The organism is Erythrobacter sp. NAP1, assembly GCF_000152865.1.
Taxonomy (GTDB): domain Bacteria; phylum Pseudomonadota; class Alphaproteobacteria; order Sphingomonadales; family Sphingomonadaceae; genus Erythrobacter.
Window position 1 is genome coordinate 2,876,002 of sequence record NZ_CH672390.1, and the last position, 24,161, is coordinate 2,900,162.

Sequence of the window (24,161 nt, forward strand, 5' to 3'; positions counted from 1 at the left end):
CCTTAGCGGTTGTATGTCTTGCCTTCGTCGCTCAGCGCGACCGTGCCCGCATCGACGAGCTTGCCGATCGCACCCGACGATAGCCCGAGGCGCTCGGCGAGAACCTCTTCGGAATGCTGGCCGAGATAGGGCGCGGGAGCAGGGTCTCCTGCTTCCTTCTCAGGCATATTCGCAAAGCTGCGAGTGGCGGGATAGTCGAGGCCCGATGGATTGGCAGGTGAGGGCCCGAACAGCGGATTGTCCGCGACGAGCACCGGATCGTTTGCCGCCTCGTGAGCGGTACGGTAGCGTTCAAAGGTACAACCCTGCGCGGCCATGCGCGCTTCGAGTGATGAAAATTCGTGGCTGCCCGCAACGCCTTGGAACAGCTCGAACAAACGGTGGCGGTGCTCGAAACGCGGGCGGTCGCCATCGGAGAATTTGACGCCGAGTTCGGCTTCAAGCTGGCCGATGGGCGTCGCGAGACCGAAGGCTTCGACAAGCCCGTCCCACTGCTTTGGGGTCAATGCAGCGACCATGAAGCGCACGCCGTCCTTGGTGCGAAAATCGCGTCCGAATGCTCCCCAGATCGCGTTGCCGAGCCGTTCACGGTCAGCGCCGCGCAGGAGCATTTCGGCCATCGTGCCCGAATTGGCGAGCGTACCGATGGCGACATTGCCGAGCGGCACGCGCACTTCGCTGCCCTCGCCCGTCGCGTCACGGTGGCGCAGGGCGGCGAGAATGGCGAAGGCACAATAGGCGCCGGTGATGAAATCCCACGCTGGCATCACTTGGTTGATCGGCGGCGCGGTCTCCATCTCCCACTCTTCCGGCCCGGTCATCAGCGGGTATCCGGCTGCGGCGTTGACGGTGAAGTCCATCGCCTGCCTGCCATCGTGCCAGCCCATGATCCGCACCGAGGTCATGTCCGGCGTGCCTTCGGGTTGAGCGGCCTTCATCGCTGCGTGGCTGAGAAAGCTCTTCTCGGGCAAATTGGTGATGCAGTTGCCGGTGCGTGCGGCCAGCTCGACGCAAAGCTCGCGCCCCTCACCGCTGCGCAGGTCGAGAGCGACCGATTTCTTCGCGCGGTTGAGGTTTTCCCAACTGAGCGAACGCCCTTCCTTGGTCAGCATGTAGCGATCGTAATCAAGCCCGCCCGCCTTGTGGTCGACCCGGATCACTTCTGCACCCATTTGCGCACAGTAAAGGCCAGCAGTGGGCGAGGCGACGAAGCTGGAGACCTCTACGATCGAGAGGTCATTCAGAAGGTTGTACATGTATTCCCCTGTTGGAGAGCAAATCGCCTAGCTGTTCGCAGCTTCCCATTCGCGCAGCATGTGCTTGGCGATCTGGAGCTGAAGGATCTGCGTTGTGCCCTCGTAGATGCGGTAGATGCGCGCATCGCGATAGAAGCGCTCGGCATCGTATTCGGCGAGGTAGCCCGCGCCGCCATAGACCTGCACCACGCGGTCTACTACGCGGCCACACATCTCGGAGGCAAAGACCTTGAAGGCGGCGGCTTTGACGAGGATGTTCTCTCCCCGGTCTGCACGGGCGGTGACGTCGGCCATCATCGCTTCGGCAGCGTAGATTTCGATCTCGCTGTCAGCGAGCATCGCCTGGATAAGCTGGAACCGCGCGATAGGTTCGCCAAAAGCCTTGCGTTCGTTGGCGTAGCGCACCGCGCTGTCGAGAGCGCGGCGGGCATAACCGGTGGCAGCCGCGCCGACCGAGATGCGGCCATTATCGAGGCTCTGCATGGCGAAGCGGAAGCCCTTGCCAGTCTCACCGCCCAAGAGAGCGTCACCCGGCACTTTCACATCGTCGAGCATGATGTCGGAGATGTGGCTGGCCGATTGACCCATCTTCTTGTCGGGCGAGCCGGTTGAAATCCCCGGCGTGTCCATCGGCACGAGGAAGGCGCTGACATGCGCGTTCTTGGGAAGCGCCTCTTTCTCGGTGCGCGCCATGATGAGAGCGACATCGGCATGCGGAGCGTTGGTGATGTAGCGCTTCGTGCCGTTCAAGACCCAGCCGTTGCCGTCAGGATCGGGCGTGGCCGTGGTCGCCATCGCGGCAGAATCGCTGCCCGAGCCGGGTTCGGTGAGGCCGAAGCATGCGATCTTGCCCTCGACCAGCTTGGGATACCATTCCGCGCGCTGGGCTTCGGTCGCGCCGTTTTTCAGAGCACTCGCAAACATGCCGACGTTGATCGAGAAGATGGAACGGTAGGCGGGCGCGGCATAGGCCATGATGTTCACGATGCGCGCATATTGCGTCATGTTGAGGCCCGCGCCGCCATATTCCTCCGGGACCGACAGGCCGAACAGGCCCATTTCGCGCATCTCATCGACGATCTCGTCGGGGATGCGGTCGTTCTCGATGACTTCCGGCTCGGCGGGGATCAGGCGCTCGCGGACATAGCGTGTCAGCTGCTCGGCGAACTGTTCGAAAACATCCTCATCCATACCGGGGTTCGACCCCAAGGGGTGCTTGAGTTCGCTGTTCATTCGGCGTTTTCCTCTTGCGCGGGTGTTTCGGGCGCGTCCTCGGGCGGCAGGACGTCTGCGCCTGTCGGCGGCAGCACGCCTTCGGGCAATTCGCGTTCTTCGAGCATCGAGGCCGCATCATCAAGCGCGCGCGCCTCGCCCTCGCTCACGCCGCCCGGACCGCTTGAGCCAGCACCCGGACTATCGCATCCGGCAAGCGGAAGTGTGACGGCGAGAGCACCCGCCAAAAGGGGCAATCGGCCCAAGATCATCCAATCTTACTCTTCGGGAGGAAGGTCGGCAGCAGCTTCTGCGGCTGCCGCAGCAGCAGCGGCCTCGGCGGCGACATCGGCAGCGGCGTCGGCGGCTTCCTCGGTCGTCTGGAGGTCAGGTGCGTTGTCTGCCGGATCGGCAGGGGGAAGGACCTCGGGGTCTGCGACCGGTTCTTCCGTGACAGGTTCAAGCGCCTCGTCTGCGGGCATCTCGACCGTGTCGGCCTCTGCCTCGGTCGATGCGTCGTCGGTGCTGCCGCATGCCGCGAGTGCAAGAGCGAGCGCGCCGGCGCCTGCGAATTGAATGAGCTTTTTCATGGGAGGCCTCCTCAAATGATCCCAGATTTCGTTGGATCACGGTCTAGCGAGGTAAGCCGGGTTAAGCCAAGCGCCTTTTGCTGCGCCGAAACGGCACAGCGCCAAGACGAGCCTGCGTATCGTCACACAAACTGAGGTATGACCATACGCTATGGCACACGCACAATCTCTCGATCGCATTCGCCGCACGCCGCTTTCCCGGAGACTGGCAGGCTGGCTCGACACAGTCTTCGCATTCGCACTGATCACGTTGGCGGTCGGAGTTGGTTTTTCCGCTCCTGCCGAGGCCCAGTCGAGCAGCCGACCTTTCACGATTGCCGAGACTGGACGCGGTTACGCCACCCTGCAGGCGGCGGTCGATGCGATCGGCGCTCAGCGCGGAACGATCCAGATTGCGCCCGGCACTTACGAGCAATGCGCGGTGCAGGATGAGGGCGTGATCATCTACACTGCGAGCGAGTACGGAACCGTCACCTTCGCGCGCAAGACATGCCAGGGCAAAGCAGCACTGGTGCTGCGCGGGCTTGGCGCAGAGATCCGGGGGATCACCTTCACCGGCATGGCCGTTGCCGATGGCAATGGCGCTGGCATCCGGCTTGAGAAAGGTGCGCTCAACATCGCCTATTCGCGCTTTGAGGACAGCCAGCAGGGCATCCTTGCGAACAACGATACCGCGAGCCGCATCTACATCATGCGCTCGACATTCAGCGGGCTCGGCACCTGCGAAAATTCAGGTGGCTGCGCGCATTCGATCTATGTTGGCAATTATGGCGAGCTCACCGTCCGAGACAGCCGCTTTGAGCGCGGAACGGGCGGGCACTACGTCAAGTCGCGCAGCGCCAAGGTCATCATCGAGAACAACTCCTTCGACGACAGCGCAGGGCGCGGGACGAACTACATGATTGACCTTCCTGCCGGCAGTCAGGGCGCAATCACGGACAACTGGTTCGTCCAGGGGCGCGACAAGGAGAATTACTCCGCCTTCATCGCGCTCGGCGCGGAGACGGTCATGCATTCCGCCGATGGGCTGGTAATCAAGGGCAACGAAGCGCGCTTCGTACCCGGCCTCACCGGGTCGAGCGTCTTTCTGGCCGACTGGATGGGTGCGCGCGTTGCGATGTCGGAAAATAATCTTGCGCGCGGCCTCACTGGCTACGAGCGGCGCTAGCCGTAGAAGCCCGGCGCATAGGTGACCTCGCCGCTCGGCATTTCACCGTCGAGGAGCAAAGTTTGGAAGTACTCCGCAGGTGGGCCGGGGAAGGTGATCTGTGGCACGTACTGAAATCCGAAGCGCGAATAATACTCGGGGCTTCCCAAGAGCACGATCCCCATCGCACCCGCCGCCCGCATGTCGGCGATGGCCCGCTTGACGAGTGCTCCGCCGATCCCTGCGCGCTGGACTTCGGGCCAAACGGATACCGGGCCAAGCCCGTACCAGCCTTTGGCACCATCGCTGATCTTCACCGGCGATATCGCGATATGACCAACAATGCGCGTGCCATCCTCCGCCACGAGTGACAGGGTCAGGTCACCGGCTTTGCGAAGGCGATCCACCAGATGTTGCTCGTCGCCGTCGGAGTGTTTCATGTCTGCGAAAGCTGCCTCGGTGATGGCGAAGATGATCTCTTCGTCGCCGGGCGCTTCGGGGCGGATCGTGATTGGGATTTCAGGTCCGATCATGTCAGCAAATGCCCCGAACGATCGCGCTTGGTCGCAAGGTAACGCGCATTGTGCGGATTGTCGGGCAGCTGGTGCTGCACTCTCTCGCTCACCTCGATTCCCGCTTTGGTGAGCGCTTCGACTTTTTTGGGATTGTTGGTCATCAGCCGGACCTTTCGTGCGCCTAGCAGATGCAGCATTCGCGCGGCCACCGGAAAGTCGCGCGCTTCATCAGGCAGGCCCAGTCGCTGGTTCGCATCGACCGTATCGAAGCCCTGATCTTGCAGTCGATAGGCGCGCAGCTTGTTAACGAGGCCGATCCCGCGCCCTTCCTGCCGCATGTAAAGCAGTACGCCCCAGCCGCTGTCTTCTCGCGCATGGCGAGCCATCGCATGAAGCCCTGCATCAAGCTGTGGCCCGCAATCGCACTTTAGACTGCCGAGAACGTCCCCGGTGAGGCATTCGGAATGCAGCCTCACGAGCGGTTCGCGGTCGCCTGATTGCTCGCCGATGATGAGCGCAACATGCTCGCGCGTGTCGGCGTTCGAACGGAAGGCCACAATCTCGGCTGTGTCGCAGGCGCTGACCGGCAGCCTTGCGCGGGTGACGATATCGAGCTGGCCCGCATCGGTGTAGGCGGCAAGATCGCTGGCAAGGAGATGGTGCGCTTCGCCGCCTTGCTCCGGGTCGACCATGAAGGCGGGAAGGATGCCTGCGATTCGCGCGAGCTCCATTGCCGCCACGGCTTCATCGGCCCATTCGATCGCTTGTGCGCGGAACGGCCCTTTGAGTGGATTGGCAAGGTCGAGCGCCGGATCGGCGATCGCCCTCGCTTCAGGCAGCGCAATCGGCTCGCCGCCACGGATCAGGATCGGGGTGTGAGGCACATCGCTGCGCGCGGCTTCGAGTTGATTGGTGAGCTTGAGAGTGGCCGCTCGTGCAGCCGAAATCAGAACATGACCCGCCGTGGCCGAGCTCGCAATCGCGGTCTCGATAGGAAGCAGCACAGGTCCGTCCTCGAATCCGAGAGGCCAGCCATGGCGCAGCGCGTCGACGGCCTGTGCCGCGCGCCGCTCTGCCGAAGCGACAGGGAGGTTGGCCCCCTCGCTCAAATATCGAACTCGGTGACGAGCGGGATGTGATCGGAGGGCTTCTCCCAGCTGCGTGCTTCTTCCAGCAGGCGGTGTGCCTTTGCCTGCGCCGCCAGTTCGGGCGACGCCCACATATGATCAAGCCTGCGCCCGCGATCGTTCTTGCGCCAGTCGGGCGAACGATAGGACCACCAGCTGTAGTAGCGCTCGGGATCGCGGATGTGCTCGCGCCCGATATCGACCCAGCCATGCGCGTCCTTGAAACGCTGGAGCGTCTCGACCTCGATCGGCGTGTGGCTGACGACTTTAAGGAGCTGCTTGTGGCTCCAGACGTCGCTTTCAAGCGGGGCGATGTTGAAGTCGCCAACGATCAGCGTGGGCTTGTCCACCTTGTCAGCCCACTTGGTCATGCGCCCGAGGAAATCGAGCTTCTGTCCGAATTTCACGTTCTTCTCGCGGTCGGGAATGTCGCCGCCTGCGGGCACGTAGACATTCTCGATCAGCATATCCTTGCCCACGACCTCGACACCGACATGGCGCGCTTCGCCATTGTCCTGCCAGTCGTGGCGCGAAATTTCGCGGATCGGAACGCGGCTGACGGTGGCGACCCCGTGATAGCCTTTCTGCCCGCTGATCGCCTGATGCTCGTACCCCATTTCGGCCAGCGCCTCGGCGGGGAAGAGATGACTCTCGCATTTGATCTCCTGCAGGCACAGGACGTCGGGGGCCTCGGCCTTGAGATACTTTTCGATGATCGGCAGGCGCAGGCGAGCCGAATTGATATTCCAGGTAGCGACAGACAGCATGGGGGCGATTTAGGCAGCGCCTTCGAAAAACGCCACCTTTCACTTCCCCGACATGCGCATAAGCGATAGCGAGACGCGCAAACTCAATGGAGACCCTTGTGATGACCCGCTCGCTCACCGCCCTGCTCGCCACCACCACGTTCGCTCTGGGCGCCTGCACTACCGACCAGGGGACCGCGCCGCTTGCGAGCGCCTCGACTTATGCCGAACCGGCCGACGAGGCGGCCGAGCCTCGCGCGAAGAACGTGATCCTGTTCATCGGCGATGGCATGGGAATTTCAACGATCACCGCCGCTCGCATCTACGCCGGGCAAAAGCGCGGGCAGAGCGGTGAGGAATATGTCCTGCCGTTTGAGACATTCGATAATGTCGCGCTGGTAAAGACCTACAACACCAACGCGCAGGTGCCCGACAGCGCGGGAACCGCGACGGCGATGCATTCGGGCAGCAAGACCAAGATCGGATTTCTGGGAGTGGGTCCCGAGGCTCGGCGCAGCTCATGCGCAGGCACGCTCGCCCACCCGCTTCCGCTGCTTGGCGAGGAAGTCAATGAGCGCGGCCTTGCGCTTGGCATCGTCTCGACCGCGCGGATCACGCACGCAACGCCTGCAAGCGTTTATGCGCGCGCGGCAGACCGCGACTGGGAAGCCTATCTCGAGCGTGTCATTGATCCGGAGACCCCCGGCTGCCGCGACATCGCGACCCAGCTGGTCGAAAGCGATTTCAACGTGGCGCTTGGCGGAGGCGCGCGCGCGTTCTTCGGCAGCGAAAATGGCGGGGGCCGCCGTGAAGAGGTCGCCGATCTACCGGCAGGCTGGGTCGCTCGCACGGGCGGCACGTATGTGACCACCGCTCAGGAGCTTGCAGCAGCACCAGCGGATGCTCCAGTTTTCGGGCTCTTTTCGAACAGCCACATGGCCTACATGGCCGAAAAGGAAGCAAACTCGACCGAGCCTACGCTGACCGAGATGACTGAGCAGGCGATCACGCGGCTTTCGAACGATCCCGACGGATATTACCTGATGGTCGAATCGGGCCGGATCGACCACGGCCACCATGCGGGTCGAGCAGGACTGGCGCTTGAGGAAGCGGTCGAGTTCGCGAATGCGATCGAATACGCAATCCAGAACACCAACCCGGAAGAGACGCTGATCCTCGTCACTGCCGATCACAGTCACGTCTTCACGATTTCAGGCTATCCGAGGCGCGGCAACGACATTCTCGGCCTCGTCGTTCCGCCCAGCGAAGGCGAAGACGGCGAAGCGGCAGAGCCCACGCTCGCGCAGGATGAAAAGCCCTACACCACGCTCGGATACGGCAACGGCCCCGGCTCGATAGCGGGCGAAGCCGAACGTCCGATCCCCGAAACCGGCGTCGCAGCACGCCAGCAATCGACCGTCCCGCTCTACAGCGAAACCCATGCGGGCGAAGACGTCGCGCTCTACGCTCAGGGTCCAGGAGCCGATAAGGCGCGCGGCGTGATCGAACAGAACGTCATCTACGACATCATCCGCAGCGCTTATGGGTGGGAATGAATCACATTTTGCAGGCCCGCATCAATTCGGCTGCAGGTGAAGAATGACAAAAAAAGCCCCTGTGCCGGGGGCGGTGGCACAGGGGCTTCGTCTTAGCGTTCGTCACGCTTTTGCAAGGCGGCCATTCTCGGTGGAGGGGCAACAGGGGGGAAACCCTTCCTCGCCCGCCTTGATGTAAGAAATACGACCCGTTCGCTTTCGCCTATATGAACGCGCACCTAGGTTTGTCGCGTTCCTACAACTTTTCGCGGGCGAAACGTTCAGCGTGGGCGACGGGATGAGCGGCGCGGATCGCGGAAATTGAACGTGCTGTCAGGAACCGAAACTCCGTAGCGGTGATTCGTCAGCCGAACAGTGGTTCGGTGATTCTGCGCATCGAGCGCGACCCAATGTGTCAGCTGCAAGCCGCCCGGAGCACTGGAATTGCGCACGAAGATAAGATTCATGCGCCCGAGTTCCGGCTTGTTAGGATCGCGCACATCAATGCTGAGCACGTCCGGATTGCCCGTGGGGATCAGCGTGCCGTAGTCCTTCATGTCGCGTTCGGGATCGAGCAACGCGCCGAGCGGCGAATTGCGGATCGGCCATCGCTCCACCTGATTGACCTCATAATCGACCATGTAGAGCGAGCGTCCGTTGGAGACGATCAGCAGGTCCGAATCGCGCCCGTAATCGAAACGAATCTTGCCCGGGCTCTTGAGCGTCATGGTCCCGCGCGCGGTCCGCCCCTGGCGGTCGGTCTGCGAGAAGTCGGCCTTCATGGTCGAAATGCTGCGCAACGCCGAGACCGCGCGATCGAGGTCGGCGGAGGATTGCGCGAGCGCATGCGGTGCCGGCTCGCCATGCGGCAGCGACACGCCAAGTGCGATCGTCCCGGCAGCGGCGAGGGCCATACCGGTGCGGCGGAGATGTTTGAGCATGGTCATGCCTCGTGATTTAGGTTCGAGGCGTTGAACCGCGGCTTAATCGAAAGGTTCCAAGAATGGGAAGGCATTTCGGCACAAGTGCCGGAAAACCTTACTTGATCTTGGCTTCCTTGAACTCGACGTGCTTCTTTGCGACCGGGTCGTACTTACGGAACACCATCTTTTCGGTGATGTTGCGCGGGTTCTTCTTGGTCACGTAGTAAAAGCCCGTTCCCTCGGTCGAGACGAGCTTGATCTTGACGGTTGCGGGCTTCGCCATGGCGGTTTCCTACAGATCGGGTGAGGCCTGTTCGGCCTGAAAAACAAAGGGCGACGCGTCGTGCGCCGCCTCACAGAAGCGCGCCAATGAGCGATTCACCCTCGAAAGTCAAGCGGAGTTACCAATCCGAGCGACTGACCTTGCCGCGCTTGGCCTTCACCTCGCCGCGCGCTTTCTTCGCCTTGAGCCGCTGCGTCTTGCCGACGCGGTTCACGCGGGTCTTGGCGCGCTTCTTTGGAGCGCGGTGCGCATCCTTGAGCATCTCTTCAAGCTTGTCGCGCGCCGCTTGCCGATTCGCATCCTGCGTGCGGTGCGCCCTTGCGGTGATGAGAAGGTCACCGCTTGCGGTCAGTTTAGAGCCCGCAATCGTGCGCAGCCTTGCAAAGACCGGAGGCGGCAGGCGCAGCGCGTAGACGTTGACGCGCAGCTGCACTTCGGTCGCGACCTTGTTCGCATTCTGCCCGCCCGGCCCAGACCCTGCGAGGAAGCTTTCCTCGGCAAGCGCATGAGCCCGGTCGAGGAGCGCGGGATCCACCCTCAGGCCTCTTCCTGAAGTGCGGGCGCAGGCGGCGCGCTCAGCCCGGCGCGCTCGAAATCGGCAGGGAAGGGTGCATGAGCGAAGATCGTGTTCTTGCCTTCGCGCTTCACGCTGATCGTTTCGGCATGGAGCATTGTGCGAGGCGCGCCCTTGTTCTGCCCGCGCACCGGACCATAGACCGGGTCGCCGAGCAGCGGCGCGCCAAGACCCTGCAAGGCATGGACGCGAAGCTGGTGAGTGCGCCCTGTCTCAGGCCGGAAGCGGATGAGCGAGCGCTTCTTGTCGCCCTCGCCGATCGTCTCGATCAGCTCCCAATGCGAGATCGCGGGCTTGCCCTTCCTGGCCGCAATCATGCGCCAGCCTTTTTCGGCAGAGCTGATCTTAGACAGAGACAATTCGATCGTTCCCGAACTTTCCGAGGGTTCGAAATCGATCACGGCGAGATAGGTCTTGCCCACCAGGCGATCTTCGAAGGCCTTGTTGAAGCGTTTGAGCGCCTTGGGATTGCGAGCGAGCAGCAGGCAGCCGCTCGTGTCTGTGTCGAGCCGATGCACCGGGACAGGCGGGCGCTGAAAGCCAAGCTTCAATTGCTCGATATGATCGAACAGCGCCGGGCCGCCGCGCTTGGGGCGGTCGACTGGAAGCCCTGCAGGTTTGTCGATGACGAGCGCTTCGCCGTCTTCGTAGATTATCGGAATGTTCATATGAGTTCTGCTGAAAACAGGCCGCGCACTGCGTTGCCCAGTTGAAAACCGTTTGTGAGATCGCCGAGCGTCAATTCCGCTTCGCGCGCCTGACCCTTCTCGATGAGATATTCGCGCAGGACGCCCGGAAGCAGGCCGAGCGATGCTGGCGGCGTAAGCAGCACGCCATCGCGCTCAACAAAGATGTTGGTGAAGCTGCCTTCGGTGACGAGCCCATCGTCGCGCACCAGAACAGCTTCCTGCGCGCCGTGTTCGCGCGCAGCCTCGAGTGCGTCCTCGTAGAAACCGCGATCGGTCGTCTTGTGCGACAAACGCCAATCGGACGGGTCTAGCGGGCTGGGCAGTGCGGCGACCTTCACCGCGCCCTCGAAGGGTGCTGGCATCGGCTGTGTCTCAAGCGCGCTGGCACCGCTGCGCGAAGCGAGCAGGCGCAGTTTGACAGGCTCCTCAAGCTCGAAACACAGTGCCTGGATCTGATTGCGCAACGCATGCCGGTCAAACTGAAAACCGAGCGCCGCCGCGCTTTTCTTCATCCGAGCAAGATGCAGCTCAAGCAGTGCAATTCCCGTTTCGGGATCGAAGGACATCGTTTCTATGAGGTCAAAACCGGGCGCGAATAGGTCTGGAGAGGAGCGACGGATGAAACCCGCCTTTACCTCGCATTCGCGGCGCTCTCCCAGTGGGTCGCTGTCTGCAACGATGGCGGAACCAACGCCGAGCACAGCATCGCCCTGACCATTCTCGACGGGTGTGAGCCGAAGCGTGCGAATTGCAACGTTGAAAGCCGCTGCGCCGTCCGAACCGATCCGACCGATCGCCCCGCAATAGGGCCCGCGCGCATCGCGCTCGACCTCGCCGATCAGTTCCATCGCGCGGATCTTCGGCGCGCCGGTGATTGACCCGCAGGGGAAGAGCGCGCGCACCAGATCCATCGCGCCCATGCCCTGCGCCAACTGTGCTCTGACGCTCGACACCATCTGATGCACAGTCGGATAGCTCTCGACCGCGAAGGGCGAATCGACGCGCACGGTGCCCGGCACGGCCACGCGTGACAGGTCGTTGCGCATGAGGTCGACGATCATCAGGTTCTCGGCCTTGTCCTTGACCGAGCTTGCGAGCTCTTCAGCCAAAGCTGTGTCCTGCTCTGCGTTGCTTGAGCGCGGGCGAGTGCCCTTCATCGGCTTGGCCTTGGCTTTGCCGTCCTCATCGAGCGCCACGAACAGTTCGGGCGAGAAGCTGAGCAGCCAGTGCGATCCATCGAAAACCACCCCGCCATAGCCAGCATTCGCTGCGCCTCTCAGCGATGCGTAGAGCGCCTGCGGATCGCCGCGATACGACCCGGCGAGCGGATAGGTGAGGTTCGCCTGATAGATGTCGCCAGCATGGATTGCTTCGCGCAATGTTTCGAACGCAGTCTCATATCCGCCGGGTGATAGTTGCGGGTCGAGCGGGCCGAGGCTTGCCGGGCCCTCTCCCCTTGTCGCAAGCCATGATGGCACATCGGCGGCGGGAATTCGCGAGGGCGCATCGAACAGCCCCAGCCACACCAGCGCACCGCCCGCACCGCTGCGCGCTGAGGCGGGAGGCGCAAGGCGATCCTCGAGCGCTAGACCAGCTTCGTAAGCGATGTACCCTGCAAGCTCACCGCCAGTCTTGCGCGCCTGCTCTGCAGCTTCGAGCGCGTCGGCGACTTCATCGGGTCGATAGGCAATGAATGTTTCGCGCGGGTTTTCGTAATACAGCGCGTCCGCCGCGCCGCCATCGGGTGCGCGGGCATCGTCCAGCAATACGAAACTGTGCGGCTCTGCGTCCTGACCCATGCTCCCGCCTTAGCCTATCCGGCGGCCAAGTCGATAGGTTGACCGTCCCGCTTTCGATCTTCAAACCTCGCGCAAACACTTTTGATCGAGGGCGGGTGCATTTAATGAGCGAGATTTTCCTTGGACTGGGCGGCAATGGCGAGAACCAGAGCCTCGCGCTGGGCCGCGCAAACCGGCACGGCCTGATTGCCGGCGCGACCGGTACCGGCAAGACCGTGACGCTTCAGGGTCTGGCGGAAAGCTTTTCGGCCAATGGAGTGCCGGTGTTCGTCGCCGACGTAAAAGGCGACCTGTCCGGCATCGCAATGCCCGGTTCGCCCACATTCAAGCACGCCGACAAACTGGAAGGGCGTGCCAAGGAACTGGGCATGGATGACTATGCCTATTCTGACAACCCGGTCATTTTCTGGGATCTCTACGGCAAGCAGGGCCACCCGATCCGCACCACGATCACCGAGATGGGACCGCTGCTGCTGTCTCGCCTGCTCGACCTCAACGACACGCAGGAAGGCGTGCTTCAGATCGTCTTCCGCCATGCTGATGACAACGGACTGCTGCTCCTCGATTTCGGAGACCTTCAATCGCTGCTGCAATGGGCGAACGAGAATTCGAAGGAATTGTCGGGTGTCTACGGCAACGTCTCGAAGCAATCGGTCGGCGCGATCCAGCGCCAGCTCTTGAGTTTCGAGGCGCAAGGGGCGGATCACTTCTTCGGGGAGCCCGCGCTCGAGATCGACGATTTTCTCAAGACCGACGAAAACGGGCGCGGCTATGTGAACGTGCTCGCCGCCGACCAGTTGATGCGCAGCCCCAAGCTTTATGCCACCTTCCTTTTGTGGCTGCTCGCCGAACTGTTCGAAAGCCTTCCTGAAGTCGGCGATCCGGAAAAGCCCAAACTCGTATTCTTCTTCGATGAGGCACACCTGCTCTTCGACGATGCGCCCAAGGCGTTGCAGGAGAAGATCGAACAGGTGGTGCGCCTCATCCGGTCGAAGGGCGTTGGCGTCTTCTTCGTCACGCAGAACCCGATCGACATCCCTGAGGACGTTGCTGGCCAGCTCGGCAACCGGGTGCAGCATGCGCTTCGTGCATTCACTAAGCGCGACCAGCGCGCGATCAAGGCGGCTGCCGAAACCTTCCGCATAAACGAGGAACTCGACGTCGAAGAAGCGATCACCGAACTCAAGGTCGGTGAGGCGCTGGTTTCGACGCTCGACGAAGATGGCGCGCCAACCGTGGTTCAGCGTACCTTGATCAAACCGCCGCGTTCACGGCTGGGCCCGGTGACAGCAAAAGAACGCGCGATTATCCAGTCGGTCAGCCCGTTCGACGGCAAGTATGACGAGCGAATCGATCGCGAGAGCGCCGAAGAGGTACTCGCGCAAAAAGCCGCCGATGCGGTAGAAACCGCGCAGGAGGTCGAGGAAAAGGGCCGCGAGGAAGTCGGCAAGCGATCACGCAAGACCAAGTCGATCTGGGAAAAGGCCATCAGCCGCGGCACCAAGGTCGCCGCCGGAGGCATGGCGGGCGCTGCTGCCGCTGCCGTGCTCGGCAAGAAGTCGCGCGCCAACCCGGTCAGGAGCGGAATCACTTCGGCAGCAGGCTCGATCGCGACCGATCTCGCAGGTCCAATAGCGGGGCGCTTCGTCAGGAACCTGATTGGCGGGTTGATGCGCTAGGCAGGCTCAGCCCGCTTCGACTCGCAGCTTGTGATTCTCGAAGACGAGCCTCACGGGCATAACAAAACCGATCAGCGCATCGCCGCCGCAATCGTGCAGCATCGTCTCGCAGGCTGCGCGGTCATCGCCTTCAAGCGAGCTCAGGTAGTCGAGCGCGCGTTGTAGCATCCAGAGGCTGAACGGGGCGGCGATCCGCTCGCCCTCCGTGCCCTCGATTGTGAAGCCCGCCATGCCCAGGGCGCGCGGAAGCTCCGCATAGGGGCCATTCGCTTTCGCCCATTCGCCGAGCATTTGTGCGACTGTCTCAAGGTGCGGCAATTGCTCTGTCATCATTCGGTGCAGCACCGGGACAAGCGTGTCCGGTATCTCGTCGCCGCCGAGAAAATCGCCCGACAACGGCTCGGGCGCAATCATCCGTTCGACCCATTCGGCCACGCGCGGCGCGATCCGTTTCATGATCTCGCCGCTCGCCGGGTCGCGGTAATTGTGCGCGTAGAGCGGACCGATCAGGCCATAGTCGCCGATGCTTGGCCGCGAGCCGAACAGGAATGGGTGCTTGGCAAAGTGCGTATCGAGATCACGCAAGAGCGCCTCGTAGCTTGCCTCGATGGCCGGGATGGTCGCTTCGTTGATGCCGAGCACCGGGACAAAACCCTTGAACGCGGCTCCGCGTTTCATGCCTGCTTCGCGCTGCTCATCAGGTGTCCCATCCGGAAGCGCCACCTTGCCGAATTCGCCGTAAACCCACTGCTCGTTGTAGTTCCAGCGATAGTGCATCGCCGGGATTACCAGCCACTCATCGCCATAGGTTTCCAGTAGAAGCGCGGCAAGGAGCTGGCGTGGGGTTTGCGGGTAGACCGATGGGCCCTCACTAGCCGCTTCGAAGTGGTCAATGATTACGGTGGTATCTTGAAGGATCGTGCCGTCTTCCAGTTTCACCACCGGGATCACTGGGCGGCCAACGGCAGGTACGATCTCGCTCTGGTGAATGTCCGGTGTTGCGAGAACTTCGGTGTAGTCGACGCCCTTCCAGTCGAGATAGCTGCGCGCCTTGCCCGAATAGAGCGAAAGCGGCGCGCCGAACATGGTGGCTGACATTGGTGGTCTCCCGAGATTTCCTAAAGCGGCAATCGCAGTTCGGCGCGAAGGCCGCCAGAGTTACGATTGGCAAGGATAAGTTCGCCGCCATGCTGTTGCGCGATTGCGCGCGCCAGAGTGAGGCCAAGCCCCGCGCCTCCTGTTGCGCGGTTCCTCGATGTCTCACCTCTCGTAAACGGCTCCATCATCTCAGCGATCCGCGCTTCCTCGATCCCGGGACCGCGATCCTCGACCGCAAGAACCGCCATAGTCCCTTCGATCTCGACCGAAAGCTCTGCATCGCCGCCATAGCGAAGAGCGTTCGAGACAAGGTTGCGCAGCGCGCGCTTGATCCATGTGACTTGCACGCGCGCGACCACGCGCGGCGGGTTGAGCATTGTGACCGGCTCGCCCAGATCCTCGAACTCTTCGGCGACCCCTATCGCCAGCATGCCAAGGTCTACGGCCTCGACTTCGAGCGCGCCCGAGCGGCCCATGCGCGCGAGGCTCAAGATGTCGTCCAGCGTCGCGGTGATATCCTCGATGCTTGCTGCCATCTTCTCGCGCTGGGCATCATCTGGAACGTTCTCGATCCGGACTCTCAAGGCCGCAAGCGGGGTCTTGAGGTCGTGCCCGATCGCGCCGAGCATCACGTCCTTTTCATCGAGCAGCGCCGCTATGCGCGCCTCCATCTGGTTGTGCGCGGCGATCAGGCGACGCGTGTCGGAAGGGCCAGTCTCTTCAAGTCTGACCGGCTCATCGGGCTTTTTGGAAAATGTGCTGACCCTGTCGGTCAGCAGCGCAAGTGGACGGGTGATGCGGCGCAAGACAAGGAAGAGGACGACAAGCAGGAAGGTGAAAGTCACCAGCGTCTGAAATGCGAGGCCGCGCAATGCATTGGGCGGGCGCGGCGGTTCTATCACGCGCGCAGCTTGCCATTCGCCGCCAGCCACTCGCTGCATCGCGACCGTCATCACACGCCGCTCGCGCCAGCCTTCGGTTTGCGAAAAGCGCGGGCGACTTCGCACGAATCGTACGATCTGCGGGTCATCTCCAGCCTTCACGATACCGATAGCGACCGCGTGCGGCTCGATGCCTTCGTTCGCGAGCAGTGCGCGCAAACGTTGCTCGCGCGCGCCTTCTTCGCTTGGCACGGTGACGGGTGGCTCGGGGGAGATCGAGAACCGCAGGGGTCGGGGCAGGACGCCAATGCCCCCATCACCACCGACCGAGGGTCGCAGGCGGCGAGGGGCGCGCTCGCTCTGAAAGTCTCCGAATTCCTCCTGTATCGCGCGGCGAGCTTCGCGGCGTGCCTCGCGCTCGGCGCCATTAACGAGGCGGAAGGCGGCAGAGGTAATCGCGGCGGTTTCACGCCGTTCCTCACCTGCGCGATAGAGCAGCACTACGGAGACGACTTGGGCTGTCAGCAGGGCCAGCGCCACGCTGAGCATCACCTGCGCGAACAGGCTCGATGGCAAAAGGCGCCTCACGCCTCGCCGGGACCGGGAGGTTGGCGTTTGACGGTAGCGGCAAAGCGATATCCCCCGCCGCGCACTGTCAGAATAAGCTGTGGGTCGCTTGTGTCGACTTCGATCTTGCGGCGAAGGCGGCTCACCTGGTTGTCGACCGCGCGGTCGAACAGGTGTGCCGTGCGGCCCTGCACAAGATCAAGCAGCAGGTCGCGGTCCATGACTTGGCGTGGATTGTCGAGAAAGGCGCGCAGCAAGCGGAACTCGGCGGTCGAGATCGGTACGGTCACGCCTTCTGCATCGGTCAGTTTGCGTTTGAGCGGATCGAGCACCCAGCCTTCGAAATGATAGTGCCAGTCCTCCGCCTCGGGCGCGCTCGCTGCGCCTCTCCCCACCCGGCGAAGGACGGAGCGAATGCGAGCTACGAGTTCGCGCGGCTCAAAGGGTTTTACGATGTAATCGTCTGCGCCCAATTCGAGTCCGACGATCCGGTCGGTCGCTTCGCCGCGGGCCGTGAGGAAGATCACTGGGAGCCCGCGCGTTTCGACGAGATGGCGGCAAAGCGAGAGGCCGTCTTCGCCCGGCATCATGATGTCGAGCAAAACGATGTCAGGGCTCACCTCTGTGAGCGCCGATCGTGCTGCCGCGCCGCTTTGCGCCTCGGTCACGCAAAAACCTTGGCCAGCAAGATACTCGGCGAGCGGTTCGCGAAGGGTCGCTTCATCGTCGACGAGAAGAATAGAGGTGGCGGAGGCTTCGTTCATCAAGGCCACTTTCATGAAAGGTGCCGACCCGGCGCGCAAGTCCTGCATTTGAGGACGGCAAGCCGGGCCGGGTTAGACGCTACAGGGCGCGCCGGGTCAGGGGGAAACTCAATGCGCTGACCTCGCTCGTGTCTCTCAGTTGGCGCGATTCTGGCGCATCTGTCGTCGTTCCTGACGCTGAGCCTGGCGGGCTTCGCGTGCTGCCTCGCGCTCTGCCTGCGTGATGGTGCCGGAGCCGTCAGCGTCGATGCGGGCAAAACGCGCTTCAATGGCGGCATCCAACTCGGCAGCCGATACTGCGTTATCGCCATTGGTGTCCGCACGGCGCAGCATTGCCATGCCGCCGCCGCCGCGACGACCGCCGCGGCGCATTTCACCGCGCGGACCGCGTCGCCCTTCGCGCGCTTCACCGCGGGCCTCGCGGGCCGCCATCATTTCCTCGCGCGAGATGCCGCCGGAGCCGTCTGTGTCGAGCCGGGCGAACATGCGCGCCTGCCGCTCAGCGGCGCGGGCTTCGCGGGCCGCGGTCATTTCGGCAGGAGTTATCTCGCCATCGCCGTTCGCATCTGCCTCGGCAAAGCGTTCGGCCGCGCGGGCGGCGCGATCCTCGGGCGAGATCTGGCCATCGCCATCGATATCCATCTTGGCGAAGCGCTCGTTGGCGTGAGCCTTTGCTTCGGCGAGCGTGATTTCTCCGTCGCCATTGGCATCGGCAGCCTGCATTCCGCGGTCACCGTGCTGTGCAAGCGCGATACCGGCGCCACCGATGGCGAGGGCCGCTGCTGAAAGAGTGAGTGTCAGTTTGCGCATGGCAAAGTCCTTTTCCTTATCTTTTCGTCACATTGGTAGAGTTGCGACGAGGCGACCTTGCGGGGGCCAGGCATCAGGGGAGGGGCTAGAAAAGTCCCGGCCTCTTTATGCTTCGTTTGGGGCGGTGAAGCGTTTCGCAAAGAACGCTCTCGCCGCAACTCACAAATGCTGTTCTAGCGAAGCAATGTCGCAGGATTATCCCGATCACTTGCGACATTGTCGCGGTTTGTATCGGGTTCGCGCCTGCGTTCACTCAGGTGCAAGGAAAAGGCGGTTTCGGCCTAGCGCGGGCGGTGCTCGGTCCCTTCGCCAGACGTGATGAAGATCGCGGTGGCGCTCTCTTCAACATCCGCGATGTGCCACACGCCGGGGGGATTGATCGCGTATTCGCCCGCTGTAAGCGCGACTTTCTCTCGGCGCCCATCGGGATGTTCCTGCGTCAGCATCATGGCGCCTTCGGTGCAGATCACCACCTCGGTGCCCTTGGGATGCATTTCCCAGCTCGGCCAGCTTTCGGTGAAGGTGTGCATCGAGACAAGCCGACCTTCGGGCCCGTCGCTGCCGTGACGCTCGCCATATTGCTCGTACCATTCGAGCCCGGTGAAAGGCGGTTGGGGGACCGCCGTTGCACCGAGCCCCAAATGAATGAACGCCTCGCTCAGTTTGCGCGCGCTCATGACATCACCCCTCGCTGGGCGGAGCGGTCATGCAGAAGACGTTGAGCTTGTTTCCGTCAAGGTCGCGGAAATAGCCTGCGTAAAAGCCATCATCGCCGCGCGGACCCGGCGCGCCTTCGTCCTTGCCGCCCTTGGCGATTGCGGTGTCGTAGACCGCCTTCACCTTTTCGGGGCTGTCGACCTGGAGTGCGACCATCGTGCCGTTACCGACCGTCGCGGGCTGCTCGTCGAAGGGCTGGGTCGCGGCAATGCCGGGCGCGCCGCCCATCGCGCCCCAGGCGATGAAGGTGTCGAAATCCATCATCCGCCCGACGCCGAAATGTTCGGCGATCGCGTCGTAGAATTCCGCCGCGCGCGGCAGGTCGTTGGTGCCCAGTGTTACGTAGCCGATCATGAATGTTCTCCCTCAGGCGCAGCCGCAAAGTGCGACTCGCGAATGTGGGAACATTAGTAGAACAAAAGCCTTCGCGCAATCTGGTTCAGAGTGGAGCGGTTTCTCGCTCAAGCCAGGCAAGGTCGTCGCCATCAAGCTGCGGCGCAACGATTTCGCGTACGCGGGCGTGGTAGGCGTCGAGCCATGCGATCTCGCTGTCGGTGAGCAGGCTCTTTTCGATCAGGCGGCGATCGATGGGTACGAAGGTGAGCGGTTCGAAACCCAGGAAACGACCCTCGGCACCGTCGATATCCTGTTCGATGGTGAGCACGAGATTCTCGATCCGAATGCCGAATTCGCCTGCCTTGTAGTAGCCCGGCTCGTTTGAGAGGATCATGCCGGCGTGCAGTTCCTGAGAGGTGCCAGCCTGCCCGCCGCCCGGCTTGGCAATGCGTTGCGGGCCTTCGTGCACGCCGAGGAAGCTGCCGACGCCGTGGCCGGTGCCGTGGGCGTAGTCGACGCCCGCTTCCCAGAGATACTGGCGGGCGAGCGCGTCGATCTGGCCGCCATTTGTGCCTTGTGGGAAGATGGCGCGGTCGATCTGGATGTGGCCTTTCAGAACGCGCGTGAAGCGGTCGCGCATTTCGCTCGTCGGTTCGCTGCCTTCGGGTGTGTCGATCCACACGGTACGGGTGATGTCGGTGGTGCCTGCGGGGTACTGGCCGCCGGAATCGACGAGATAGATCGAACCCGGCGGGATCAGGATGTTGCTGTCTTCATCGACCTTGTAGTGCGGCAGAGCGGCATGGCCCGATGCAGCTGAGATGGTGTCGAACGAGGTGTCGCGTAGGTCGCCATGTGCGCGGCGGAAGCCTTCGAGCTTGGCGGCCGCGGCCAATTCGTCGATCTCGCCAGCGGGCGCAGTTACCTCGAGCCAGCGAAGGAAACGGCTCACCGCTGCCCCGTCGCGCGCCTGTGCGTCGCGGTGGCCCTGCACTTCTGCTGAATTCTTGATCGCCTTGGCAAGGATCGTCGGGTCCTGCTTGAAGGTGAACTTCGCGCCCCCTGCCCTGAGCGCCTGCGCGATGCCGACCACGCCGAAATCGGGATCGACGCTGACCTTCTTGCCTTCCATCGAACCGAGCGCTCCGACAAATTCGTCGCGTGCTCGCACCGTCACGGCATTACCGAGATGCTGGGTCAGTTCGGGAGTTACTTTCTCAGGCGCAATGAACAGCTCTGCCGTCCCGTCCTTGTGCGCAATGACATAGGAAAGCGCGACCGGCGTGTGCGACACGTCGCTGCCGCGAATGTTGAGCAGCCATGCAATGGAATCGAGCGCCGGGACTACCACCGCGTCGAGCCCTTCGTCGCACAGCCAGTCGGCCACTTCCGCGCGCTTGTCCGCCGATGAACGCCCGGCGAGTTCCTCAGTATGAACGATGGCTTGCGCGTCGGACGGGGAAGGCTGGTCCTGCCACACCGCGTCGATCGGGTTGCTTTCGGCAGGGATCATGGTGATGCCTGCGGGCTCGACGGTTTTCTCAAGCGCTTCGACCCAGCTCCACGTGTGGAGCCAGGGATCGTACGCGATCTTCGCGCCCGCCTCGCTCACATCCTTGAGCCATTCGCCCAGGCTGTCGCCCGGAATGCTGCGATATTCGAACAGGTTCTCATCGACCTGATCGCGCACCTGCACGGTGTAGCGGCCATCGACGAAGATCGCGGCATGGGTAAGCGTGACAGCAGCAAAGCCCGCAGAACCACCAAATCCGGTCAGCCAGCCAAGACGCTGAGCGTAGTCGCCGACATATTCGCTCATATGTTCGTCCGAGATCGGCACCACGAAGCCGTCGAGCCCCCGGCGCTTCAATTCTTCGCGTAGGGCCTTGAGGCGGGCTTCGTGGGTCTGCATCAGCATTGTGTCGATATCCTGCTTTTCGCGCGCGGTCTTGCCGCGCATGAGTGAATCTCTAGAACACCTCACATAGGCCGCTTGCCTGCGGCTTTCCACCCGAGCCCCTCACTTGAAGGAACCGGTTACCGTGCCGACATCCCGAACCACCTTACTCGCCATGGCGAGCGCTGCCCTGCTCATGACAGGCGCGAGCGTTTCCGCCGACACCCATGAGGATAACGCCAACGTGCCCACTTCTCCGCCCGTCGCCGAAAAGCGCGAACACACATACACCTATCACGGGATCACGATTTCCGACCCGTATGACTGGCTCTACGACAAGTCCTATCCCGAGATCGATGACGAGGACGTGCTCGATTATGTGAAGGCGGAAAACGCATGGTTCGAAGCGGCGATGAAGCCGCACGAGGCGCTGACCGAGAGCCTGTTCACCGAGATGCGCGCGCGGATCAAGGAAGACGATTCCACCGTACCGCAACGTCGCGGCGACTATCTCTACTGGTCCGAATTCGAAGAGGGCGCGCAGTATCGCAAGCATTACCGCAAGCCTGTCGGCGCGCCCGAGAGTGCCGAGCCGCAGCTGATTCTCGACCAGAATGCGCTTGCCGAAGGTCACGAGTATTTCCGTCTCGGCGCGCTCTCGGTCAGCAAGAGCGGGCGCTACATCGTCTACGCCACCGACACGAATGGCTCGGAGCGCTACACCGCGCGGATCAAGGATCTTGAGACCGGCGAATTGCTCGATGACGTGCTCGAAGGGCTGCGCGGCGGGCTTACCTGGGTCGCGAACGACACGGCGCTAGCCTACACGCCCGCGACCAAGGAGTGGCGCACGCTCGAGGTGAAGCTGCACACGATCGGGCAGCCCAACGATACCGATGTGACCCTCTTCACCGAAGAGGACCAGAGCTTCAGCGTCGGAGCCGGACTATCGGCGCAGGAAGACTATCTCATCATCTCGACCGGCGACAACGAGACGAGCGAGGTGCGCTTCGTCTCCGCAGCCGATCCCATGGGCGAACTCACGCTCATCAAACCGCGCGAGAAGGGCGTCGAATACGGCGTCGACATTCGCGAGGGCGAGCTGTGGGTGTGGACCAATGACGACCACATCAATTTCCGCCTTGCAAAGGCCGACCTCGACACGCCCGGCGACTGGGATACCGTGCTCGCGGGATCGGACGATTTCTACCTCACCGATTTCGACCTGTTCCAGGGCTTCTTTGTTACCGAGGGGCGCCTCAACGGCCTCGATCAGGTACAGATCCGCTCTTACGAGAACCCGACGAAGGCGGACCCCATCGCCTTTCCCGAAGCGAGCTATGATGCAGGGCTTTCGAACAATCCGGAATACGACCAGACGGTGCTGCGGCTTTCTTATGAGAGCATGATCACGCCTGACACGGTGCTGGATTATGACGTGGCGACGAAGACGCTGACGACGCTCAAGACGCAGGAGATTCCGAGCGGCTACGATCCGACGCAATATGTAACCGAGCGGGTTGAGATTCAGGCGCGCGATGGGACAATGGTCCCGGTCAGCATCGTGATGCGCAAGGATCGCGCGCAGATCCTCGCTGAGGCCGGGATCGAGGGGCCGGGACCGCTGCATCTCTATGCCTATGGCGCCTATGGCTATGCCATCCCGCCGGGCTTTTCAACCACGCGCTTAAGCCTTGTTGATCGCGGCTTCGCCTATGCCATCGCGCATATTCGCGGCGGCGATGACCTTGGCCGGCGCTGGTATCTGCAAGGCAAGATGTTCGAGCGCACCAACACCTTCAACGACTTCGTCGATGCAGGGCGCGGGCTCATCAAGATGGGCTACACCGCCGAAGGCATGGTCACCGCCTCAGGCGGATCGGCTGGCGGAGAACTGATGGGCGCGATCGTGAACCAGGACCCGGCGCAATACGGCGCGATCGTCGCGCATGTGCCCTTTGTCGACGTACTCAACACGATGCTCAATGAAAGCCTGCCGCTGACGCCGGGCGAATGGCAGGAATGGGGCAATCCGATCGAGAGCAAGGAGAGCTTTGCCTACATCCTTTCCTACTCGCCATACGATCAGGTGAAGGCGCAGGACTATCCGCCGATGCTGGTGACCGCAGGCCTCAACGACCCTCGTGTAACCTATTGGGAGCCCGCCAAGTGGGTCGCGAAACTGCGCGATACCAAGACCGACGACAATGTGTTGCTGATGAAGACCAATATGGGCGCAGGCCATGGCGGGCAATCGGGCCGTTGGAATTCCCTGCGCGAAACCGCAGAGGAGTTCGCCTTTATCCTTTGGCAGATGGGGATGACACAAGAGCCATGAGGTCAGGGGGAAGCGAGACGTCGTAGCGGATCGCTTCCTCGACCAGCAGGGTCACGATCTCTTCCATCTCTGGCCCGAACATCGCCAGCTTGATGTAGAGTTCGGGCACTGCACGCATGAGGCCAAGGCCCGCTTCCTTGCCGAAAACCGGGATCGGGCCGCTCGGCAAGGGGCGCTTGTCGAGGTCGGGCGTGAGTTGCCACACCATGCCGACCTTGCGGCTGTTGAAGATCGCCATTAGCCGCCCGTAATCGCCAGCCAGCAGCGGCGAGGGCATGGCCGCAAGATAGCGGCACGCCGCAACCGCAGCTGTTCGGTCGCGCAGTGAAATTGCGGCCTCCAGCCAGCCAAGCGTGCGACGCACGTCTTCCCTTGTCGCCTCTTCGGCATGCGCGATGAGCCAGTCATAGCCCTTGATCGCCGAGTTCCACTGGCGCGGGTCGCGCTCGATCTGGTCCCAGAAAAAGTCGACAGGATCAGCGAGCGTTTCGAGTTTGCCGTCGCGGTGAACGAACACGCCCTCGGGGCTCATGATGAAGCTCTTGGCGCCGGGCTTCTTGTCGCCGAACTCGACCTTGGGGCGAAAGCCGCGGTCTTTCCTGCCTTTTGGTTCGCCTAACATCGCTTCCCTCGCCTTTGTCCCGCCCAATCAGAAACTTGATACCTCGTCTAAGCTAA

At 62.4% G+C, this 24,161-nt stretch carries 24 protein-coding genes; 4 read left to right on the plus strand and 20 right to left on the minus strand.

The window, feature by feature from the left end:
• Nucleotides 1-2 precede the first annotated feature (2 nt).
• Genes NAP1_RS13815 through NAP1_RS13830 form a run of 4 tightly spaced genes read right to left on the minus strand, consistent with a single transcriptional unit; the run spans nucleotide 3 to nucleotide 3,058 of the window.
• Nucleotides 3-1,256, minus strand: coding sequence for a CoA transferase (locus NAP1_RS13815; protein WP_007165938.1), 1,254 nt, complete (start codon nucleotides 1,254-1,256; stop codon nucleotides 3-5).
• Nucleotides 1,257-1,283: 27 nt separating this feature from the next.
• Entirely contained in the window at nucleotides 1,284-2,489 is a 1,206-nt protein-coding gene (locus tag NAP1_RS13820) for an acyl-CoA dehydrogenase family protein (protein ID WP_007165939.1), read from the minus strand.
• On the minus strand, nucleotides 2,486-2,734 hold the full coding sequence (locus NAP1_RS13825) for a hypothetical protein (RefSeq protein WP_162013452.1): 249 nt from the start codon (nucleotides 2,732-2,734) through the stop codon (nucleotides 2,486-2,488). Before NAP1_RS13825 ends, NAP1_RS13820 begins: the two co-directional genes overlap by 4 nt.
• A 12-nt stretch (nucleotides 2,735-2,746) precedes the next feature.
• Nucleotides 2,747-3,058 carry a hypothetical protein gene (locus NAP1_RS13830; RefSeq protein WP_007165941.1) on the minus strand — a complete coding sequence of 104 codons (312 nt, stop codon included), beginning with the start codon at nucleotides 3,056-3,058 and terminating at the stop codon, nucleotides 2,747-2,749.
• 151 nt (nucleotides 3,059-3,209) lie between these two features.
• On the opposite strand from NAP1_RS13830, the gene NAP1_RS13835 reads away from it, so the two are divergent.
• Nucleotides 3,210-4,226 carry a right-handed parallel beta-helix repeat-containing protein gene (locus NAP1_RS13835; protein ID WP_007165942.1) on the plus strand — a complete coding sequence of 339 codons (1,017 nt, stop codon included), beginning with the start codon at nucleotides 3,210-3,212 and terminating at the stop codon, nucleotides 4,224-4,226.
• Here NAP1_RS13835 and NAP1_RS13840 read toward each other — a convergent pair.
• Genes NAP1_RS13840 through xth form a run of 3 tightly spaced genes read right to left on the minus strand, consistent with a single transcriptional unit; the run spans nucleotide 4,223 to nucleotide 6,614 of the window.
• Nucleotides 4,223-4,738, minus strand: coding sequence for a GNAT family N-acetyltransferase (locus NAP1_RS13840; protein WP_007165943.1), 516 nt, complete (start codon nucleotides 4,736-4,738; stop codon nucleotides 4,223-4,225). The two genes, NAP1_RS13835 and NAP1_RS13840, sit on opposite strands and share 4 nt — an antisense overlap.
• Complete coding sequence (ribA, locus tag NAP1_RS13845) at nucleotides 4,735-5,829, minus strand: GTP cyclohydrolase II (protein WP_007165944.1); 1,095 nt, start codon at nucleotides 5,827-5,829, stop codon at nucleotides 4,735-4,737. The genes NAP1_RS13840 and ribA overlap by 4 nt, the downstream gene beginning before the upstream one ends.
• Nucleotides 5,826-6,614: an exodeoxyribonuclease III gene (gene xth / locus NAP1_RS13850; RefSeq protein ID WP_007165945.1), complete on the minus strand. Its 789-nt coding sequence runs from the start codon at nucleotides 6,612-6,614 to the stop codon at nucleotides 5,826-5,828. Before xth ends, ribA begins: the two co-directional genes overlap by 4 nt.
• A gap of 101 nt (nucleotides 6,615-6,715) precedes the next feature.
• Between xth and NAP1_RS13855 the strand changes: the two genes are divergently transcribed.
• Nucleotides 6,716-8,149 carry an alkaline phosphatase gene (locus NAP1_RS13855; RefSeq protein WP_241761223.1) on the plus strand — a complete coding sequence of 478 codons (1,434 nt, stop codon included), beginning with the start codon at nucleotides 6,716-6,718 and terminating at the stop codon, nucleotides 8,147-8,149.
• A gap of 260 nt (nucleotides 8,150-8,409) precedes the next feature.
• Here the strand turns inward: NAP1_RS13855 and NAP1_RS13860 are convergent, their stop codons facing one another.
• The 5 genes from NAP1_RS13860 to pabB all read right to left on the minus strand — a co-directional run bounded on the left by NAP1_RS13860 (nucleotide 8,410) and on the right by pabB (nucleotide 12,396).
• Nucleotides 8,410-9,075, minus strand: coding sequence for an outer membrane lipoprotein carrier protein LolA (locus NAP1_RS13860; protein WP_007165947.1), 666 nt, complete (start codon nucleotides 9,073-9,075; stop codon nucleotides 8,410-8,412).
• Nucleotides 9,076-9,166: 91 nt separating this feature from the next.
• Nucleotides 9,167-9,334 carry a 50S ribosomal protein L33 gene (rpmG, locus tag NAP1_RS13865; protein ID WP_007165948.1) on the minus strand — a complete coding sequence of 56 codons (168 nt, stop codon included), beginning with the start codon at nucleotides 9,332-9,334 and terminating at the stop codon, nucleotides 9,167-9,169.
• 118 nt (nucleotides 9,335-9,452) lie between these two features.
• Complete coding sequence (gene arfB / locus NAP1_RS13870; protein ID WP_007165949.1) at nucleotides 9,453-9,869, minus strand: alternative ribosome rescue aminoacyl-tRNA hydrolase ArfB; 417 nt, start codon at nucleotides 9,867-9,869, stop codon at nucleotides 9,453-9,455.
• Nucleotides 9,870-9,871: 2 nt separating this feature from the next.
• Complete coding sequence (locus NAP1_RS13875; RefSeq protein ID WP_007165950.1) at nucleotides 9,872-10,576, minus strand: RluA family pseudouridine synthase; 705 nt, start codon at nucleotides 10,574-10,576, stop codon at nucleotides 9,872-9,874.
• Complete coding sequence (gene pabB, locus NAP1_RS13880; protein WP_007165951.1) at nucleotides 10,573-12,396, minus strand: aminodeoxychorismate synthase component I; 1,824 nt, start codon at nucleotides 12,394-12,396, stop codon at nucleotides 10,573-10,575. The genes NAP1_RS13875 and pabB overlap by 4 nt, the downstream gene beginning before the upstream one ends.
• Nucleotides 12,397-12,500: 104 nt before the next feature.
• On the opposite strand from pabB, the gene NAP1_RS13885 reads away from it, so the two are divergent.
• Complete coding sequence (locus NAP1_RS13885) at nucleotides 12,501-14,075, plus strand: helicase HerA-like domain-containing protein (RefSeq protein WP_007165952.1); 1,575 nt, start codon at nucleotides 12,501-12,503, stop codon at nucleotides 14,073-14,075.
• Between the two features lie 6 nt (nucleotides 14,076-14,081).
• Here the strand turns inward: NAP1_RS13885 and NAP1_RS13890 are convergent, their stop codons facing one another.
• The 7 genes from NAP1_RS13890 to NAP1_RS13920 form a co-directional block, all read right to left on the minus strand.
• Complete coding sequence (locus NAP1_RS13890; RefSeq protein WP_007165953.1) at nucleotides 14,082-15,173, minus strand: glutathione S-transferase family protein; 1,092 nt, start codon at nucleotides 15,171-15,173, stop codon at nucleotides 14,082-14,084.
• Nucleotides 15,174-15,193: 20 nt separating this feature from the next.
• A complete protein-coding gene (locus NAP1_RS13895) occupies nucleotides 15,194-16,642 on the minus strand; it encodes an ATP-binding protein (RefSeq protein WP_007165954.1) in 1,449 nt (482 codons plus the stop codon).
• On the minus strand, nucleotides 16,639-17,385 hold the full coding sequence (locus NAP1_RS13900) for a response regulator (RefSeq protein WP_040465078.1): 747 nt from the start codon (nucleotides 17,383-17,385) through the stop codon (nucleotides 16,639-16,641). The genes NAP1_RS13895 and NAP1_RS13900 overlap by 4 nt, the downstream gene beginning before the upstream one ends.
• Before the next feature lie 135 nt (nucleotides 17,386-17,520).
• On the minus strand, nucleotides 17,521-18,195 hold the full coding sequence (locus NAP1_RS13905; RefSeq protein WP_007165956.1) for an EF-hand domain-containing protein: 675 nt from the start codon (nucleotides 18,193-18,195) through the stop codon (nucleotides 17,521-17,523).
• A gap of 281 nt (nucleotides 18,196-18,476) precedes the next feature.
• Nucleotides 18,477-18,872 (minus strand): cupin domain-containing protein, encoded by a 396-nt coding sequence (locus NAP1_RS13910; protein ID WP_007165957.1) that lies wholly within the window; start codon nucleotides 18,870-18,872, stop codon nucleotides 18,477-18,479.
• A gap of 4 nt (nucleotides 18,873-18,876) precedes the next feature.
• The gene (locus NAP1_RS13915) at nucleotides 18,877-19,266 is read right to left on the minus strand and encodes a VOC family protein (RefSeq protein ID WP_007165958.1); all 390 of its coding nucleotides are present in this window, start codon (nucleotides 19,264-19,266) and stop codon (nucleotides 18,877-18,879) included.
• 85 nt (nucleotides 19,267-19,351) lie between these two features.
• Complete coding sequence (locus NAP1_RS13920) at nucleotides 19,352-21,166, minus strand: aminopeptidase P family protein (protein ID WP_040465079.1); 1,815 nt, start codon at nucleotides 21,164-21,166, stop codon at nucleotides 19,352-19,354.
• A 175-nt stretch (nucleotides 21,167-21,341) separates the two neighbouring features.
• Between NAP1_RS13920 and NAP1_RS13925 the strand changes: the two genes are divergently transcribed.
• A complete protein-coding gene (locus NAP1_RS13925; RefSeq protein ID WP_050750498.1) occupies nucleotides 21,342-23,483 on the plus strand; it encodes a S9 family peptidase in 2,142 nt (713 codons plus the stop codon).
• Here the strand turns inward: NAP1_RS13925 and NAP1_RS13930 are convergent.
• Entirely contained in the window at nucleotides 23,446-24,105 is a 660-nt protein-coding gene (locus NAP1_RS13930; RefSeq protein WP_040464484.1) for a hypothetical protein, read from the minus strand. The genes NAP1_RS13925 and NAP1_RS13930 overlap by 38 nt on opposite strands.
• Between the last annotated feature and the right edge of the window lie 56 nt (nucleotides 24,106-24,161).